The organism is Bacillus sp. JUb11 (assembly GCF_024807925.1).
Classification (GTDB): domain Bacteria; phylum Bacillota; class Bacilli; order Bacillales; family Bacillaceae; genus Bacillus; species Bacillus altitudinis.
This window is the reverse complement of sequence record NZ_JANUEZ010000014.1, coordinates 18,361-36,273: the sequence shown is the minus strand read 5'-3', so window position 1 is coordinate 36,273 and position 17,913 is coordinate 18,361. Positions and strand designations below refer to the sequence as shown.

The window sequence follows — 17,913 nt, the reverse complement described above, 5'->3', positions numbered from 1 at the left end:
TTGATGGGGAAGAACGGGGGGAGCATGTGTTTTTCAAAATGCTGAAAGAAGATATTGATACTGTGTTTGATCAAGATCCTGCTGCTAGAAGCTATCTTGAAGTAGTGCTAACCTATTCAGGGCTTCATGCGATTTGGGCTCATCGTGTTGCGCATGCATTTTACAAGCGTAAGCTGTATTTTCTTGCGCGGATCATTTCTCAGGTCAGCCGGTTTTTCACAGGGGTTGAGATTCACCCAGCAGCAACCATCGGCCGGCGGTTCTTTATTGATCACGGCATGGGCGTCGTGATTGGGGAAACATGTGAAATTGGCGATAACGTCACTGTTTTCCAAGGCGTGACATTAGGGGGAACAGGGAAAGAAAAGGGAAAGCGGCATCCAACTATTTTGGACGATGCCCTGATTGCGACTGGTGCTAAGGTGCTCGGTTCCATTACCGTAGGAAAAGGGTCCAAGATTGGTGCGGGGTCTGTTGTGTTAAAAGACGTACCAGACCATTCCACTGTTGTAGGTATACCTGGGCGAGTGGTCGTTCAAAATGGAAAGAAAATCAATCGTGATCTCAATCATCAAGATTTGCCAGATCCAGTTTCTGATCGTTTCAAAGAATTGGAGCGAGAAATGGAAAAGCTAAAACGTGAGCTGGCTTCATTGAGCAGAAAGGAAGAACAATCATGACAATCAATATTTATAATACATTGACACGTAAGAAGGAAGAGTTTGTCCCACTTGAACCAGGAAAGGTCAAAATGTATGTATGCGGACCAACCGTGTATAACTACATTCATATCGGGAATGCAAGACCGGCCATTGTATATGACACGGTACGTAAGTATTTAGAATATAGCGGCTATGATGTGAATTTCGTATCCAACTTTACTGATGTGGATGATAAACTCATCAAAGCAGCAAATGAATTAGGCGAGGATGTCCCAACGATTGCTGATCGATTTATCCAAGCATACTTTGAGGACGTCAGTGCATTAGGCTGCAAAAAAGCAGACCTTCACCCGCGAGTGACAGAAAATATGGATGATATCATTGCGTTTATCGCCACATTGATTGAAAAAGGCTACGCCTATGAAGCAGATGGTGACGTGTATTACAGCACACGCTCATTTGAAGGCTACGGAAAACTGTCTCACCAATCGATTGATGAATTAAAGACAGGTGCCCGTATTCGTGTAGGTGAGAAGAAACGAGATGCGCTGGACTTTGCTTTATGGAAGGCTGCAAAGGACCAAGAAATCTCATGGGATAGCCCGTGGGGCGAAGGACGCCCAGGCTGGCACATCGAGTGCTCTGCGATGGTCAAAAAGTATTTAGGCGATACGATTGACATTCATGCTGGCGGACAGGATTTAACGTTCCCTCATCACGAGAATGAGATCGCTCAATCTGAGGCTTTGACAGGCAAACCTTTTGCAAAGTATTGGATGCATAACGGATATATTAATATTGAGAATGAAAAAATGTCAAAATCACTAGGCAACTTTGTGCTCGTGCATGACATTGTGAAAGAACAAGATCCTGACGTACTTCGATTCTTTATGTTGTCGGTTCACTACCGTCATCCAATTAACTACTCAATGGACTTACTAGAGAGTACAAAGAGTGCGTTTAACCGACTCAAAACGTCGTATGCTAATTTACATCATCGCCTTGAAAGCAGCACGAATATCACAGAAGATAACACTGAATGGTTGACAAAGATTGAAGAGCAGCGTGCGACATTTATTTCTGAAATGAATGATGACTTCAATACGGCAAATGCCATCTCTGTTTTATTTGAACTAGCGAAACAAGCGAATTACTATATGGAAAATGATCATACTTCCGAGGAAGTGATCAAGGCATTTATTGGCTTGTTCCAAGAAATCACATCCGTCCTCGGCTTCTCACTAGAAGAAAAGCACACGCTTGACGAAGAGGTAGAAGCATTAATTGAGAAGCGGAATGAAGCTAGAAGGAATCGTGACTTCGCATTGTCTGATCAAATTCGTGACCAGTTAAAGAGCATGAATATTGTATTGGAGGACACTCCTCAAGGTACGCGCTGGAAAAGAGGAGAATAGGTCATGTTGAATTTTGAAAAGCTGAAAGACGGAAAACAGTTGAACGGACTTGCGCTTGCTTATATGGGTGATGCCATTTTTGAAGTATACGTGAGGCATCACCTCCTCCAAACGGGGGCGACCAAACCAAATGAGCTTCATAAACGTGCAAGTAAGATCGTTTCAGCTAAATCTCAGGCCGCTATTTTATTTGAGCTTCAGCAGAAGGGCTTTTTCACAGAAGCGGAAGAAGCGGTGCTGAAAAGAGGAAGAAATGCAAAATCAGGCACAGTGCCTAAAAACACAGACGTTCAAACGTATCGTTATAGTACAGCGTTTGAAGCGCTCATGGGTTATTTATTTATTGAGAAGCAGGACGAACGCTTAGAAGAGTTGATTAGTCAGGCGATTGAAATCGGAACGTCAGGGAGGAAGACAAATGAGTCAGCAACATGATTATGTGATTGGGAAAAATGCAGTGATTGAAACACTGAAGTCAGATCGGGAGTTATACAAGCTCTGGATGGCAGAAAACACTGTAAAAGGACAAGCCCAGCAGGTCATTGAACTCGCGAAAAAGCAAAATATCACCATTCAGTATGTTCCGAGGAAAAAGCTTGATCAGATGGTAACAGGTCAGCACCAGGGAATCGTTGCACAAGTAGCAGCATATGAATATGCAGAATTGGACGATCTGTATCAAATTGCTGAAAAGCGGAATGAACAACCATTTTTCATCATCTTAGATGAAATTGAAGATCCGCACAATTTAGGGTCGATCATGCGTACGGCCGATGCTGTTGGTGCACATGGAATCGTCATTCCAAAACGACGAGCGGTAGGCTTGACGACAACTGTTGCGAAAGCATCTACTGGAGCCATTGAACATATCCCGGTCGCAAAAGTAACCAATCTTTCCAGAGCTCTTGATGAAATGAAAGAAAGAGGAATCTGGGTCGCAGGAACAGATGCATCTGCGAAGCAGGACTACAGACAATTTGATGGCACGATGCCTCTCGCTCTTGTCATTGGCAGTGAAGGAAAAGGAATTGGCCGATTGATTAAGGAAAAATGTGATTTCTTGATTAAATTGCCAATGGCCGGGAAGGTCACTTCATTAAATGCATCAGTTGCCGCTAGTCTATTGATGTATGAAGTGTATCGAAAACGTTATCCGTTAGGAGAATAGAGATGGACATCCTCTTAGTCGATGGATACAACATGATAGGTGCATGGCCTCGTTTGCAGCACTTAAAAGAAAACAGCTTTGAAGAAGCCAGAGACGTGCTGATTCAACATTTAGCAGAATATCAAGCATATACAGGGTATCGAGTCATTGTCGTATTCGATGCCCATATGGTCAAAGGAATCGAAAAGAAGCGGACAAACCACCGAGTAGAGGTCATCTTTACAAGAGAAAATGAAACGGCTGATGAGCGGATTGAAAAACTGGCACAAGACTTGAATAACATTCGGACGCAAATTCATGTGGCGACCTCTGATTATACAGAACAATGGGCGATTTTTGGACAGGGTGCACTTCGTAAGTCAGCACGAGAGCTCTTAAGAGAGATAGAAGTGATTGAACGAAAGATTGAAACACGTGTCAAAAAGATTACTTCTGATAAACCAGCATCTAAAATTGAATTGTCAGAAGATGTATTGAAAACGTTTGAAAAATGGCGGCGGGGAAACTTGGAATAGCTTGACGATATTTCAACCATTATTGTATAATATTTCTATCTAGGTGCGGTCGGGGGGATCGAAGTGAATCTAAACAACAGCAAGGGTAAGTCCATCAGAGAGCAATTTTGCCAGTTGGAAGATGAACAAGTCATTGAAAGGGTTCATGTCGGAGATAGTGATGCGCTAGATTATTTAATAACGAAATACCGCAATTTTGTACGTGCGAAAGCAAGATCTTATTTCTTGATTGGAGCGGATCGAGAGGACATTGTCCAAGAGGGGATGATCGGACTTTATAAGTCTATCCGCGATTTCAGAGAGGACAAGCTTACTTCATTTAAGGCTTTTGCAGAATTATGTATTACCCGCCAAATTATCACCGCAATTAAAACAGCTACTCGCCAAAAACATATCCCGTTAAATTCCTATGTATCATTAGACAAGCCGATATACGATGAAGAATCGGACAGAACATTATTGGACGTCATTTCCGGTGCTAAAGCGCTTAACCCAGAAGATTTAATCATTAGCAAAGAAGAATTTGATGATATTGAAATGAAAATGGGTGAATTACTAAGCGAGCTGGAAAGAAAGGTACTTGTGCTTTATCTTGATGGCAGGTCCTATCAGGAGATTTCTGAAGATTTAAACCGTCATGTGAAATCAATTGATAACGCACTCCAAAGAGTAAAGAGAAAATTAGAGAAATATTTAGAGCTGCGCGAGATCAGTCTCTAATCAAACCTATATTGACAGCTTTTTCGACACTGTGATAAGGTACTAAGGAAATGATGTCGAGAAAATAGGTGTAAATATGAGGAAAAAGATTACTCTAGCCTGTAAAGACTGCGGAAGCCGCAATTATACGACAATGAAAAGTGTTGCTTCAGCAGCTGAAAGATTAGAAGTTAAGAAATATTGCAAGACTTGTAATTCACATAAAACACATTTAGAAACGAAGTAGGATTTGCGTTCTTTAATCTGTGGAGGTCTTTTACATGCGTATTATCAGTTTCTTAAAAAGTGTCGGGAAAGAAATGAAAAAGGTCAGCTGGCCAAAGAAAAACGAAATGGTCCGCTACACGATCACTGTTATTTTAACAGTCGTATTTTTTGCCATCTTTTTCTCTTTTCTTGATATAGGAATCTCACAATTAATCGAATTAATTCATTAATACTTGAATAATGGTCTGCTGAACGTGCTATAATAGATCATAATATGACTTGCCAAAAAACCCGTTTTACGGGTTTTTTCAATTGCTTGAAAATATTTACCGGTACTCGAGATTCGTCAAATAGACATTACGAAATGTGGGGAGGGAAGGACTAAATAGTCCTGAACGAAAATGGAAAAGAATTGGTATGTTGTGCATACGTACTCTGGCTATGAGAACAAAGTGAAAGCGAACTTGGAAAAGCGTGTTGAATCAATGGGCATGCAGGATAAAATTTTCCGCGTTGTTGTACCAGAAGAAGAAGAAACGGACATTAAAAACGGTAAGAAAAAAGTAGTGAAAAAGAAAGTATTCCCTGGATATGTGCTAGTAGAAATCGTCATGACTGACGATTCTTGGTATGTCGTTCGTAATACACCAGGTGTGACAGGATTCGTTGGATCAGCTGGATCAGGCTCTAAGCCGACAGCGTTATTACCTGGCGAAGCGGAAACCATTCTGAAGAGAATGGGACTTGAAGAGCGCAAGACAGAAATCGACTTTGAACTAAAAGAAACAGTCAAGGTCATCGATGGACCATTTGCTAACTTCACAGGCTCTATCGAAGAGATTGATTATGATAAAAGCAAAGTCAAAGTATTCGTTAATATGTTTGGTAGAGAAACTCCTGTGGAACTTGAGTTCACACAGATCGATAAATTGTAATTTAAAAGAGCTTGAAATGAGTGTATAGAAGTGGTAATATAGCAAAGGTACGTCTTGAGTTCGCTCAAGATCGCTAGCTAGTTATTTCGTCATTCATATAAAGAATGAAGTTGTTGAGTGGGAGGGGGATTCCCCTATTACCACATCACGGACTTTAAGGAGGTGTGTCTCGTGGCTAAAAAAGTAGTAAAAGTTGTTAAATTGCAAATTCCTGCTGGAAAAGCTAACCCAGCTCCACCAGTTGGACCTGCACTAGGTCAAGCCGGTGTTAATATCATGGGATTCTGTAAGGAGTTTAACGCTCGTACAGCTGACCAAGCTGGTCTTATCATTCCTGTTGAAATTTCGGTTTTTGAAGACCGTTCATTTACATTTATTACTAAAACTCCACCTGCTGCAGTATTACTTAAAAAAGCAGCTGGTATTGAGTCTGGTTCTGGTGAACCTAACCGTAATAAAGTGGCAACTGTTAAGCGTGATAAAGTACGCGAAATCGCGGAAACAAAAATGCCTGACTTAAACGCTGCTAGCGTTGAATCAGCTATGCGCATGGTTGAAGGTACTGCACGCAGTATGGGTATTGTCATCGAAGATTAATTTTTTGTCTTGTTGGGTTGCGAGTTTGGTTTTGACAAGTTCGCAACCCTTATTCGTGGGAGGTTATTCCGCTAAAACCACATAAGGAGGATTTTTATAATGGCTAAAAAAGGTAAAAAGTATGTAGAAGCTGCTAAGCTGATCGATCGTACAAAAGCGTATGATGTTGCTGAAGCTGTTTCTCTTACAAAAAAAGCAAATACAGCGAAATTTGATGCGACTGTAGAAGTTGCTTTTCGTTTGGGCGTAGACCCTCGTAAAAACGATCAACAAATCCGCGGTGCAGTTGTACTTCCTAATGGAACTGGTAAAACTCAACGCGTTCTTGTGTTCGCTAAAGGCGAAAAAGCAAAAGAAGCAGAAGCTGCTGGAGCAGACTACGTTGGAGATTCTGATTACATCACTAAAATCCAACAAGGCTGGTTCGAATTCGATGTAATCGTTGCGACACCTGACATGATGGGTGAAGTTGGTAAGATCGGTCGTGTACTTGGACCAAAAGGTCTTATGCCAAACCCTAAAACAGGAACTGTAACTTTCGAAGTAGAAAAAGCAATCAATGAAATCAAAGCTGGTAAAGTAGAATACCGCGTTGATAAAGCTGGTAACATCCACGCGCCAATCGGAAAGGTTTCTTTCGAGGACGAAAAGCTTGTTGAGAACTTTGCAACAATCTATGACACAATCCTTAAAGCAAAACCTGCAGCGGCTAAAGGTGTATACGTGAAAAACGTTTCTGTTACATCTACTATGGGCCCTGGCGTGAAAGTGGACCCATCTTCTTTCTCTGCAAAATAATTCTTGACTTGTCACAACCGTTTTGATAATATCAAAATGTTGTAAAATAGAATAATCATTTATACCGTAGACAGCAGGGGCCTTATGGCTTAATTAACCCGCCGAGGTGTATATGTCACAGTCTTACGTTAACGTATGCTTGTATATACAGCCTCCATGTCTTAATGGAGGCTTTTTATATGGAGAACCGTTCGTTAGGAACGTGATGGCCTGATCGGTATAAGTGTTACACAAAGAATTGTACAGGAGGTGTAACCATGAGCAATGCAATCGATACTAAAAAAGTTGTCGTTGATGAAATTACTTCTAAATTTAAAGACAGTATGTCTACTGTAATCGTAGATTACCGCGGTCTTTCAGTTTCTGAAGTGACTGAACTTCGTAAACAGCTTCGTGATGCTGGCGTAGAATTCAAAGTTTACAAAAATACTTTGACTCGCCGTGCAGTTGAACAAGTTGAACTAACGGGTTTAAACGATTTCTTAACAGGTCCAAACGCTATCGCATTCAGTAACGAAGATGTTATCGCACCTGCGAAAATCATCAACGAATTTGCGAAAAGCCACGAAGCTTTAGAAATCAAAGCTGGTGTTATCGAAGGAAACGTAGCGACTGTAGAAGAAGTGAAGGCTCTTGCGGAACTTCCGTCTCGCGAAGGCTTACTTTCTATGTTGCTTAGCGTTCTTCAAGCTCCAGTTCGTAACCTTGCTCTTGCTACTAAAGCAGTTGCAGATCAAAAAGAAGAACAAGGCGCTTAATGCGTACTTGACGTAAAAAACTTAAAATGGAGGAATTACAAATGGCTTTAAATATCGAAGAAATCATTGCTTCAGTTAAAGAAGCAACTGTACTTGAGTTAAACGACTTAGTAAAAGCAATCGAAGAAGAATTTGGCGTAACTGCTGCTGCTCCTGTAGCTGTAGCTGCTGGTGGCGGTGCTGCTGCTGAAGAAAAAACTGATTTTGATCTAGTACTTGCTGGTGCTGGAGACCAAAAAATCAAAGTTATCAAAGTGGTTCGTGAAATCACTGGTCTTGGCTTGAAAGAAGCTAAAGAACTTGTTGACAACACTCCAAAACCACTTAAAGAAGGTATTGCTAAAGAAGAAGCTGAAGAACTTAAAGCTAAGCTTGAAGAAGTTGGCGCTTCTGTAGAAGTTAAGTAATCTTCGCCTAATCTTTTGGGAAAGCTCGCTTTTACTGGCGGGCTTTTTCTTTTCTTATCTCCTGAAACGATTGAATCCAGAGGAGGTCCATTCACCATGAGTGACCACTATTATACGGAAAAGCCATCAGTGAAAAGCAATAAACAGACATGGGACTTCACCTTGAGAAACCGTAGCTTTACTTTTACAAGTGACAGTGGAGTGTTTTCTAAGAAAGAAGTCGACTATGGTTCGAGGCTTTTAATTGAAGCTTTTGAAGAACCTGACTTGGATGGCGACGTCTTAGATGTCGGTTGCGGTTATGGACCGATCGGCTTATCGTTAGCAAACGAAATGACAGGCCGCACCATTCATATGATTGATGTGAACGAAAGAGCAGTCGAACTTTCAAAGGAAAACGCTAAGCATAATCGCATTGATAATGTCCGCATCTATCAAAGTGATTTGTTCTCGAATGTTCATTCATCAGCTGCTTTTGCCTCTATACTGACCAATCCCCCAATACGGGCAGGGAAGAAAGTAGTACATGCGATCTTTGAAAAAAGTGCTGATCATTTATTGCCGGAAGGTGAGTTGTGGGTGGTTATTCAGAAAAAACAAGGTGGGCCATCTGCGATTGAGAAATTAGAGCAACTTTTTGGAGAAGTGACGGTCGTTATGAAAAAAAAGGGCTACTATATTATCAAAGCTAAAAAAGTTTGACGCAGTTTCCTAGCTGTGTTAACATTATAAAATGCCAATGTGTATATTTTGCTTGATAGGCTTAAAAAACAACTATTTTGTATAAATTATGCATACTTGGGAAAACTAATAAAATCGGTATTTGTTTTTGGATGTGGTTTTCTTATTTTAGAAACCCTTTTTTCTTTTGTCTTGTAAAAGTATTTCTTTACTGACATTTGAAAGACAGAAATACTTTTTACACATATAATACGCATGATTTGAGGGGTGAATCAGTTGACAGGTCAACTAGTTCAGTATGGACGACACCGCCAGCGCAGAAGCTACGCACGCATAAGCGAAGTGTTAGAATTACCAAATCTCATTGAAATTCAAACCTCTTCTTATCAGTGGTTTCTTGATGAGGGTCTTAGAGAGATGTTTCAAGATATATCCCCAATTGAGGATTTTACTGGTAACCTTTCTCTTGAATTCATTGATTACAGCCTAGGGGATCCTAAGTATCCTGTAGCAGAATCAAAAGAACGTGATGTAACTTACTCTGCTCCACTAAGAGTAAAAGTTCGTTTAATTAACAAAGAAACTGGAGAAGTAAAAGACCAAGATGTGTTTATGGGTGATTTCCCAATCATGACAGACACAGGTACTTTTATCATTAATGGTGCGGAACGTGTAATCGTTTCTCAGTTAGTACGTTCTCCAAGTGTATATTTCAGTGGTAAAGTAGACAAAAACGGTAAAAAAGGTTTTACTGCGACTGTCATTCCAAACCGTGGCGCATGGTTAGAATACGAAACTGATGCGAAGGATGTAGTCTATGTACGCATCGATCGCACACGTAAGTTGCCGGTTACGGTTCTTTTGCGTGCTCTCGGCTTCAGCTCTGATCAAGAGATTCTTGACCTCATTGGCGAGAATGAATACTTACGCAACACGTTGGAAAAGGACAATACAGAGAATGCCGATAAAGCACTTCTCGAAATCTACGAGCGTCTTCGTCCCGGAGAGCCGCCAACTGTTGAAAATGCGAAAAGCTTGCTAGACTCTCGCTTCTTTGATCCGAAGAGATATGACTTAGCAAATGTTGGACGCTACAAGATTAATAAGAAGCTTCATATTAAAAATAGACTATTCAATCAAAAATTGGCTGAAACGCTAGTTGATCCTGAAACAGGTGAAATCCTAGCAGAAAAAGGTCAAATTTTAGATAGAAGAGTGCTTGATAAAGTTCTTCCATACTTAGAAAACGGCATCGGATTTAGAAAGCTTTATCCAAATGGTGGCGTAGTAGAGGATGAAGTAGAACTTCAATCTATCAAGATTTATGCACCAACTGATCAAGAAGGCGAGCAAGTGATCAACGTGATTGGTAATGCATATGTAGAGGAAGCTGTGAAGAACATCACGCCTTCTGACATCATTGCTTCAATCAGTTACTTCTTTAACCTGCTTCATGGAGTAGGTGACACAGATGATATCGATCACCTTGGTAACCGTCGTCTGCGTTCTGTAGGTGAACTTCTGCAAAACCAATTCCGTATTGGTTTAAGTAGAATGGAGCGTGTTGTTCGTGAAAGAATGTCGATTCAAGACACGAACACGATCACACCTCAGCAGCTGATCAACATCCGTCCTGTGATCGCTTCTATCAAAGAGTTCTTTGGTAGCTCTCAGCTTTCTCAGTTCATGGATCAAACAAACCCGCTTGCTGAATTGACACACAAACGTCGTCTATCAGCGCTTGGACCGGGTGGTTTGACACGTGAGCGTGCAGGAATGGAAGTTCGTGACGTTCACTATTCTCACTATGGTCGTATGTGTCCGATTGAAACACCAGAGGGTCCAAACATTGGTTTGATCAACTCTCTATCTTCATTTGCGAAAGTGAACCGCTTCGGATTTATCGAAACACCTTACCGTCGGGTTGATCCTGAAACAGGTAAAGTGACGCCGAGAATCGATTACTTAACCGCTGATGAAGAGGATAACTACGTTGTAGCACAAGCGAACGCTCAGCTAGCTGATGATGGTTCGTTTATCGATGATAACATTATCGCTCGTTTCAGAGGGGAAAACACCGTTGTTCCTCGAAACCGCGTTGACTACATGGACGTTTCGCCGAAGCAGGTTGTTTCTGCAGCGACAGCATGTATCCCATTCTTAGAAAACGATGACTCTAACCGTGCTCTAATGGGAGCGAACATGCAACGTCAGGCTGTGCCTTTGATGCAGCCGGAATCACCGATTGTTGGTACAGGTATGGAGTATGTATCAGGTAAAGACTCTGGTGCTGCTGTGATCTGTCGTTACCCAGGTGTTGTAGAACGTGTTGAAGCGAAGAATATTTGGGTTCGCCGTTATGAAGACGTTGACGGACAACAAGTCAAAGGAAACCTAGACAAATACAGCTTGCTGAAATTTGTCCGCTCTAACCAAGGGACTTGCTACAACCAGCGCCCAATTGTAAGTGTTGGAGATGAAGTCGTCAAAGGAGAAATCCTTGCAGACGGTCCTTCTATGGAAAAAGGTGAATTGGCTCTAGGACGTAACGTCATGGTCGGCTTCATGACTTGGGACGGTTACAACTATGAGGATGCGATCATTATGAGTGAGCGCCTTGTAAAAGATGACGTCTACACTTCTATTCATATTGAAGAATATGAATCAGAAGCTCGTGATACAAAGCTTGGACCAGAAGAAATTACGCGTGATATTCCAAACGTTGGGGAAGATGCTTTACGCAACCTTGACGAGCGTGGAATCATCCGTATTGGTGCAGAAGTAAAAGACGGAGACCTTCTTGTCGGGAAAGTAACGCCTAAAGGTGTAACAGAACTAACAGCTGAAGAACGTCTATTACATGCAATCTTCGGTGAAAAGGCTCGTGAAGTACGTGATACCTCTCTACGTGTACCACACGGCGGCGGCGGAATCATCCATGATGTCAAAGTCTTTAACCGTGAAGATGGAGATGAATTACCACCAGGTGTTAACCAGTTAGTCCGTGTATACATCGTTCAGAAGCGTAAAATTTCTGAAGGTGACAAAATGGCCGGACGACATGGTAACAAAGGGGTTATCTCTAAGATTCTTCCAGAAGAAGATATGCCGTATCTTCCAGATGGAACACCGATTGATATCATGTTAAACCCTCTAGGGGTACCATCTCGTATGAATATCGGTCAGGTACTTGAGCTTCATATGGGTATGGCTGCACGTTACCTAGGCATCCACATTGCGTCACCAGTATTTGATGGTGCGCGTGAGGAAGATGTTTGGGAAACGCTTGAAGAAGCAGGTATGTCCCGTGATGCGAAAACAGTCCTTTATGACGGTCGAACTGGTGAACCATTCGATAACCGTGTATCAGTCGGAATCATGTACATGATCAAACTGGCTCACATGGTTGACGATAAACTTCACGCTCGTTCAACTGGACCATACTCACTTGTTACGCAGCAGCCACTGGGCGGTAAAGCACAGTTTGGTGGACAGCGTTTCGGAGAGATGGAAGTATGGGCACTTGAAGCTTACGGTGCAGCATATACACTTCAAGAAATCTTAACTGTAAAATCGGATGACGTTGTGGGTCGTGTGAAAACATACGAAGCGATCGTCAAAGGGGATAACGTACCTGAACCAGGTGTCCCTGAATCATTCAAAGTATTAATTAAAGAACTTCAAAGTTTAGGTATGGATGTGAAAATCCTATCTGGCGATGAAGAAGAGATAGAAATGAGAGATTTAGAAGACGATGAGGAAACGAAGAAAGCAGACGGATTAGCGTTATCTAATGACGAAGATGCTGCAGACCTCGCACCTGTCGATCTTGAACGTGACGCAGTCACAAAAGAATAGCAGAAACGATTAGAGCAAGTGACTAGGGTATAACCCGAAGATTAAAAGGGAGGTAGGCCCCTTGCTAGATGTGAACAATTTTGAGTATATGAACATCGGTCTCGCATCACCTGATAAAATCCGTTCTTGGTCTTTTGGTGAAGTGAAAAAGCCTGAAACGATTAACTATCGTACACTGAAACCGGAAAAAGATGGTCTCTTTTGTGAACGTATCTTCGGACCGCAAAAAGACTGGGAATGTCATTGTGGAAAGTATAAACGCGTTCGTTATAAGGGTGTTGTATGTGACCGTTGTGGTGTAGAAGTAACACGGGCAAAAGTCCGTCGTGAGAGAATGGGGCATATCGAACTGGCTGCCCCAGTTTCCCACATTTGGTATTTCAAAGGTATCCCAAGCCGTATGGGTCTTGTTCTAGATATGTCACCACGTGCGTTAGAAGAAGTGATTTACTTCGCTTCTTACGTCGTGACTGATCCGGGCAACACACCGCTTGAGAAGAAACAACTTCTTTCTGAGAAAGAATTCCGTGCTTATTTAGATAAATACGGTAACACCTTCCAAGCAGCTATGGGTGCAGAAGCAATTAACAAACTTCTTCAAGATATCGATCTTGTGAAAGAAGTAGATACACTCAAAGAAGAACTAAAAACAGCTCAAGGACAGCGTCGTACACGTGCGATCAAACGCCTTGAAGTGTTGGAAGCTTTCCGTAACTCAGGAAACAAACCGTCTTGGATGATCCTTGATGTACTTCCGGTTATTCCACCAGAATTACGTCCAATGGTTCAGCTTGATGGCGGACGTTTTGCTACTTCTGACTTGAACGACCTTTATCGTCGTGTCATCAACCGTAACAACCGTCTGAAACGTTTATTAGATCTTGGCGCGCCAAGCATCATCGTTCAGAACGAGAAGCGTATGCTTCAAGAAGCTGTCGATGCCTTGATTGATAATGGACGTAGAGGCCGACCAGTAACAGGACCAGGAAATAGACCATTGAAATCTCTTTCTCACATGCTGAAAGGGAAACAAGGGCGTTTCCGTCAAAACTTGCTTGGTAAACGTGTTGACTATTCTGGACGTTCCGTTATCGTCGTTGGACCACATTTGAAAATGTATCAGTGTGGACTTCCGAAAGAAATGGCTCTTGAACTATTCAAACCATTCGTGATGAAGGAGCTTGTTGAAAAAGGATTAGCTCACAACATTAAGAGCGCGAAACGTAAGATTGAGCGCGTGCAGCCGGAAGTTTGGGATGTTTTAGAATCAGTGATTCGTGAGCATCCAGTCTTACTAAACCGTGCACCAACTCTTCACAGACTTGGTATTCAAGCGTTTGAACCTACACTTGTGGAAGGACGCGCAATTCGTCTGCATCCACTTGTATGTACTGCCTACAACGCTGACTTTGATGGTGACCAAATGGCGGTTCACGTACCATTATCTGCTGAAGCTCAAGCTGAAGCTCGTATCTTAATGCTTGCTGCTCAAAACATTTTGAACCCGAAAGATGGAAAACCTGTTGTTACGCCATCTCAGGATATGGTGCTAGGTAACTACTACCTTACACTTGAGCGTAAAGGTGCTATCGGAGAAGGTATGGTCTTCAAAGATACGAACGAAGCCCTTCTAGCTTATCAAAATGGGTATGTGCATCTTCATACACGTGTAGCTGTTGCAGCTAACTCGTTGAAGAATGTGACATTCACTGATGAACAGCGTTCTAAATTGTTGATTACAACAGTTGGAAAACTAATCTTTAACGAAATCTTACCGGAATCATTCCCTTACATGAATGAGCCGACAAAGAGCAATATTGAAGAAAAAACGCCTGACCGCTTCTTCCTTGAAAAAGGTGAAGATGTCAAAGCTGCGATCGAGAAACAAGAAATCAATGCGCCGTTCAAAAAAGGTATTTTAGGTAAAATCATTGCGGAAATCTTTAAGAGATTCCATATCACTGAAACATCTAAAATGCTTGACCGCATGAAAAATCTTGGTTTCAAATACTCTACTAAAGCGGGTATTACGGTTGGGGTGTCTGATATCGTCGTATTAGATGATAAACAGAAGATCCTCGAAGAAGCGCAAGCAAAAGTAGATAACGTCATGAAGCAATTCAGACGTGGTTTGATTACTGAAGAAGAGCGTTACGAGAGAGTCATTTCGATCTGGAGTTCTTCTAAAGATGTCATCCAAGGTAAACTGATGAAGTCCCTTGATGAAGTCAACCCTATCTACATGATGAGTGACTCTGGAGCGCGTGGTAACGCATCTAACTTCACTCAGCTGGCTGGTATGCGTGGTCTGATGGCCAACCCGGCTGGACGTATCATTGAACTTCCGATCAAATCTAGTTTCCGTGAAGGTTTAACCGTATTGGAATACTTTATTTCCACTCACGGAGCGCGTAAAGGTCTTGCCGATACAGCTCTTAAAACAGCTGACTCAGGTTACCTCACGCGTCGTCTCGTTGACGTTGCACAGGATGTTATCATCCGTGAAACAGATTGCGGTACAGACCGTGGAATCTTGGCGAAGTCCATTAAAGAAGGAAATGAAATTATTGAGAAACTTGAAGAACGTCTTATCGGACGTTTTGCAAGAAAACCAATTGTTCATCCTGAAACGGGCGAAGTCATTGTTGGCGAAAACGAACTAATTGATGAAGATAAAGCACTTGAAGTAGTTGAAGCAGGAATCGAGGAAGTATGGATCCGTTCTGCATTTACATGTAACACGCCTCATGGTGTATGTAAACGATGCTACGGCCGTAACCTTGCAACTGGTACTGACGTTGAAGTCGGTGAAGCAGTTGGAATCATCGCTGCACAATCGATCGGTGAGCCAGGAACACAGCTTACAATGCGTACGTTCCATACCGGTGGGGTAGCAGGAGACGATATCACTCAAGGTTTACCTCGTATCCAAGAGTTATTTGAAGCGCGTAATCCGAAAGGGCAGGCAACCATTTCTGAAATTGATGGTGTCGTTGCTGAAATTAACGATGTTCGTGACAAGCAACAGGAAATTGTGGTTCAAGGCGAAGTTGAAACTCGCTCTTACACAGCTCCTTACAATGCACGTCTGAAAGTTGTTGAAGGTGACAAAGTCACTCGTGGTCAAGTACTGACAGAAGGTTCAATCGATCCGAAAGAACTTCTTAAAGTGACTGATATGACAGCTGTTCAAGAATATCTGCTTCATGAAGTACAAAAAGTATACCGTATGCAAGGGGTAGAAATCGGAGATAAGCACGTAGAAGTAATGGTTCGCCAAATGCTTCGTAAAGTGCGTGTCGCTGATGCAGGGGATACAGATGTATTACCAGGCACACTTCTTGATGTACACCAATTCACAGAAGCGAACAAAAAAGTACTATTCGAAGGCAAACGTCCTGCAACAGGCCGTCCAGTTCTTCTTGGTATTACAAAAGCATCGCTTGAAACAGACTCATTCTTGTCTGCAGCATCCTTCCAAGAAACGACTCGTGTCCTAACAGATGCGGCGATCAAAGGAAAACGTGATGAACTGCTTGGCTTGAAAGAGAATGTCATCATCGGTAAACTTGTTCCTGCTGGAACTGGAATGCCAAACTACCGTAAAGTTAAGCCGGTTTCACAAGTGCAGCCGTCTGACGATATGGTTCCTGTAGAGTAATCTTTCTCTTAAGATTTCTATAAAAATCATCAAAAAATGGTGAAGGATGTCAAGATTATCTGTCAAACGATATTGACATCCTTCTGCCATGATGATAATATAACCAAGGTGCTCAAAATAAAACCTGTTACTTTGGAGGATATTCGATGTCTTATGATAAAGTATCACAGGCTCAATCCATTATTATTGGTACGAAGCAAACAGTAAAAGCTCTGAAACGAGATTCAGTGAAGGAAATCGTCGTAGCGAAAGATGCTGATCCTGCTTTAACCGCTAGTGTAATGAAACTAGCGCAAGAGAAGGGTGTAGACATTTTAGTGGTAGATTCCATGAAAAAGCTCGGCAAGGCCTGCGGAATTGAAGTTGGGGCAGCAGCTGTTGCCATTATGTTATAGCGTACTTGTTTTGTTTTTGCATGCTTAAAATGCAAAAGCATTGTTTTTTGCCTTTTGATGAACCACCTGGGTATGTGGGTTATAAAAAAAGTAATGAAGGGAGGAATAACAACATGCCTACAATTAATCAGCTAATACGCAAAGGACGCGTGAGTAAAGTTGAAAACTCAAAGTCTCCTGCACTTAACAAAGGATACAACAGTTTCAAAAAAGAGCACACTAACGTAACATCTCCACAGAAGCGCGGGGTTTGTACTCGTGTCGGTACAATGACACCGAAAAAACCAAACTCAGCACTACGTAAATATGCTCGTGTACGTTTGTCTAACCTGATTGAGGTAACAGCTTACATTCCTGGTATCGGACATAACCTACAAGAGCACAGTGTAGTACTTATCCGTGGCGGACGTGTAAAAGACTTACCGGGTGTACGTTACCACATCGTTCGTGGTGCGCTTGATACTGCCGGAGTTGACGGTCGTATGCAAGGACGTTCTAAATACGGAACAAAACGCCCTAAACAAAGCAAATAATATAAACAAACATAAGGGTTTTTAGAAGTTGAGTTCAGATCAGTGGAGTCAGACAGCTGACAATGAAATTGAGATGAAAGACAGATAGAAATCCTTTTAAAAGAGAAGGGAGGCTATTCAGATGCCACGTAAAGGTCCTGTAGCAAAAAGAGACGTTTTGCCAGATCCAATTTACAATTCTAAACTTGTATCTCGTTTGATCAACAAAATGATGATCGACGGTAAAAGAGGAAAGTCACAAACTATTCTCTACAAGTCATTTGATATCATCAAAGAACGTACTGGTAATGAAGCGATGGAGGTTTTCGAACAAGCCTTGAAAAACATCATGCCAGTTCTTGAAGTTAAAGCACGTCGTGTAGGTGGAGCTAACTACCAAGTTCCTGTAGAAGTTCGCCCAGATCGTCGTACGACTTTAGGTCTTCGCTGGTTAGTAAACTACGCTCGTCTTCGTGGAGAAAAAACGATGGAAGAGCGTCTTGCTAACGAAATCCTTGACGCAGCTAACAACACTGGTGCTGCTGTTAAGAAACGTGAAGATACACACAAAATGGCAGAAGCGAACAAAGCATTCGCTCACTACCGCTGGTAGGATTTATACCA

The 17,913-nt window shown here is 42.0% G+C and carries 19 protein-coding genes and 1 other annotated feature; all 19 genes read left to right on the top strand.

The features are described from left to right. Positions 1–26 precede the first annotated feature (26 nt). Positions 27–680, top strand: coding sequence for a serine O-acetyltransferase (cysE, locus tag M2369_RS18880; protein WP_017366453.1), 654 nt, complete (start codon positions 27–29; stop codon positions 678–680). Beyond that, positions 677–2,077 (top strand): cysteine--tRNA ligase, encoded by a 1,401-nt coding sequence (gene cysS, locus M2369_RS18875; RefSeq protein WP_024718297.1) that lies wholly within the window; start codon positions 677–679, stop codon positions 2,075–2,077. Before cysE ends, cysS begins: the two co-directional genes overlap by 4 nt. A gap of 3 nt (positions 2,078–2,080) precedes the next feature. Then, positions 2,081–2,512: a Mini-ribonuclease 3 gene (locus tag M2369_RS18870; protein WP_008345428.1), complete on the top strand. Its 432-nt coding sequence runs from the start codon at positions 2,081–2,083 to the stop codon at positions 2,510–2,512. Continuing rightward, positions 2,496–3,245 carry a 23S rRNA (guanosine(2251)-2'-O)-methyltransferase RlmB gene (gene rlmB, locus M2369_RS18865; RefSeq protein ID WP_017359163.1) on the top strand — a complete coding sequence of 250 codons (750 nt, stop codon included), beginning with the start codon at positions 2,496–2,498 and terminating at the stop codon, positions 3,243–3,245. Before M2369_RS18870 ends, rlmB begins: the two co-directional genes overlap by 17 nt. 2 nt (positions 3,246–3,247) lie before the next feature. Further along, positions 3,248–3,760 (top strand): ribosome-dependent mRNA decay endonuclease Rae1/YacP, encoded by a 513-nt coding sequence (gene rae1, locus M2369_RS18860; RefSeq protein WP_007496285.1) that lies wholly within the window; start codon positions 3,248–3,250, stop codon positions 3,758–3,760. A 63-nt stretch (positions 3,761–3,823) separates the two neighbouring features. After that, positions 3,824–4,480, top strand: a complete 657-nt coding sequence (sigH, locus tag M2369_RS18855) for an RNA polymerase sporulation sigma factor SigH (protein WP_008345424.1) — start codon at positions 3,824–3,826, stop codon at positions 4,478–4,480. A 76-nt stretch (positions 4,481–4,556) separates the two neighbouring features. Further along, positions 4,557–4,706, top strand: coding sequence for a 50S ribosomal protein L33 (gene rpmG / locus M2369_RS18850; RefSeq protein ID WP_008356502.1), 150 nt, complete (start codon positions 4,557–4,559; stop codon positions 4,704–4,706). Between the two features lie 34 nt (positions 4,707–4,740). After that, positions 4,741–4,917 (top strand): preprotein translocase subunit SecE, encoded by a 177-nt coding sequence (gene secE / locus M2369_RS18845; protein WP_008345422.1) that lies wholly within the window; start codon positions 4,741–4,743, stop codon positions 4,915–4,917. A 171-nt stretch (positions 4,918–5,088) separates the two neighbouring features. After that, positions 5,089–5,622, top strand: coding sequence for a transcription termination/antitermination protein NusG (nusG, locus tag M2369_RS18840; RefSeq protein WP_003217197.1), 534 nt, complete (start codon positions 5,089–5,091; stop codon positions 5,620–5,622). A 171-nt stretch (positions 5,623–5,793) separates the two neighbouring features. Then, positions 5,794–6,219, top strand: coding sequence for a 50S ribosomal protein L11 (gene rplK, locus M2369_RS18835; RefSeq protein ID WP_003216956.1), 426 nt, complete (start codon positions 5,794–5,796; stop codon positions 6,217–6,219). 99 nt (positions 6,220–6,318) lie between these two features. Continuing rightward, complete coding sequence (gene rplA, locus M2369_RS18830) at positions 6,319–7,017, top strand: 50S ribosomal protein L1 (protein ID WP_017359164.1); 699 nt, start codon at positions 6,319–6,321, stop codon at positions 7,015–7,017. Positions 7,018–7,063: 46 nt separating this feature from the next. Further along, positions 7,064–7,204 (top strand) — a sequence feature (ribosomal protein L10 leader region). A gap of 70 nt (positions 7,205–7,274) precedes the next feature. Continuing rightward, entirely contained in the window at positions 7,275–7,775 is a 501-nt protein-coding gene (gene rplJ / locus M2369_RS18825) for a 50S ribosomal protein L10 (protein ID WP_003217048.1), read from the top strand. A 41-nt stretch (positions 7,776–7,816) separates the two neighbouring features. After that, positions 7,817–8,182: a 50S ribosomal protein L7/L12 gene (gene rplL / locus M2369_RS18820; RefSeq protein ID WP_008345418.1), complete on the top strand. Its 366-nt coding sequence runs from the start codon at positions 7,817–7,819 to the stop codon at positions 8,180–8,182. Positions 8,183–8,278: 96 nt separating this feature from the next. Then, positions 8,279–8,884, top strand: coding sequence for a class I SAM-dependent methyltransferase (locus M2369_RS18815; protein WP_007496296.1), 606 nt, complete (start codon positions 8,279–8,281; stop codon positions 8,882–8,884). 255 nt (positions 8,885–9,139) lie between these two features. Continuing rightward, on the top strand, positions 9,140–12,721 hold the full coding sequence (gene rpoB, locus M2369_RS18810) for a DNA-directed RNA polymerase subunit beta (protein ID WP_024425866.1): 3,582 nt from the start codon (positions 9,140–9,142) through the stop codon (positions 12,719–12,721). Positions 12,722–12,782: 61 nt separating this feature from the next. Then, a complete protein-coding gene (rpoC, locus tag M2369_RS18805) occupies positions 12,783–16,382 on the top strand; it encodes a DNA-directed RNA polymerase subunit beta' (RefSeq protein WP_007496298.1) in 3,600 nt (1,199 codons plus the stop codon). Between the two features lie 146 nt (positions 16,383–16,528). Beyond that, positions 16,529–16,777, top strand: coding sequence for a 50S ribosomal protein L7ae-like protein (locus tag M2369_RS18800; RefSeq protein WP_008345416.1), 249 nt, complete (start codon positions 16,529–16,531; stop codon positions 16,775–16,777). Positions 16,778–16,890: 113 nt separating this feature from the next. Then, positions 16,891–17,310 (top strand): 30S ribosomal protein S12, encoded by a 420-nt coding sequence (rpsL, locus tag M2369_RS18795; protein ID WP_003216962.1) that lies wholly within the window; start codon positions 16,891–16,893, stop codon positions 17,308–17,310. Positions 17,311–17,431: 121 nt separating this feature from the next. Then, positions 17,432–17,902: a 30S ribosomal protein S7 gene (gene rpsG, locus M2369_RS18790; protein WP_003216884.1), complete on the top strand. Its 471-nt coding sequence runs from the start codon at positions 17,432–17,434 to the stop codon at positions 17,900–17,902. Positions 17,903–17,913 lie beyond the last annotated feature (11 nt).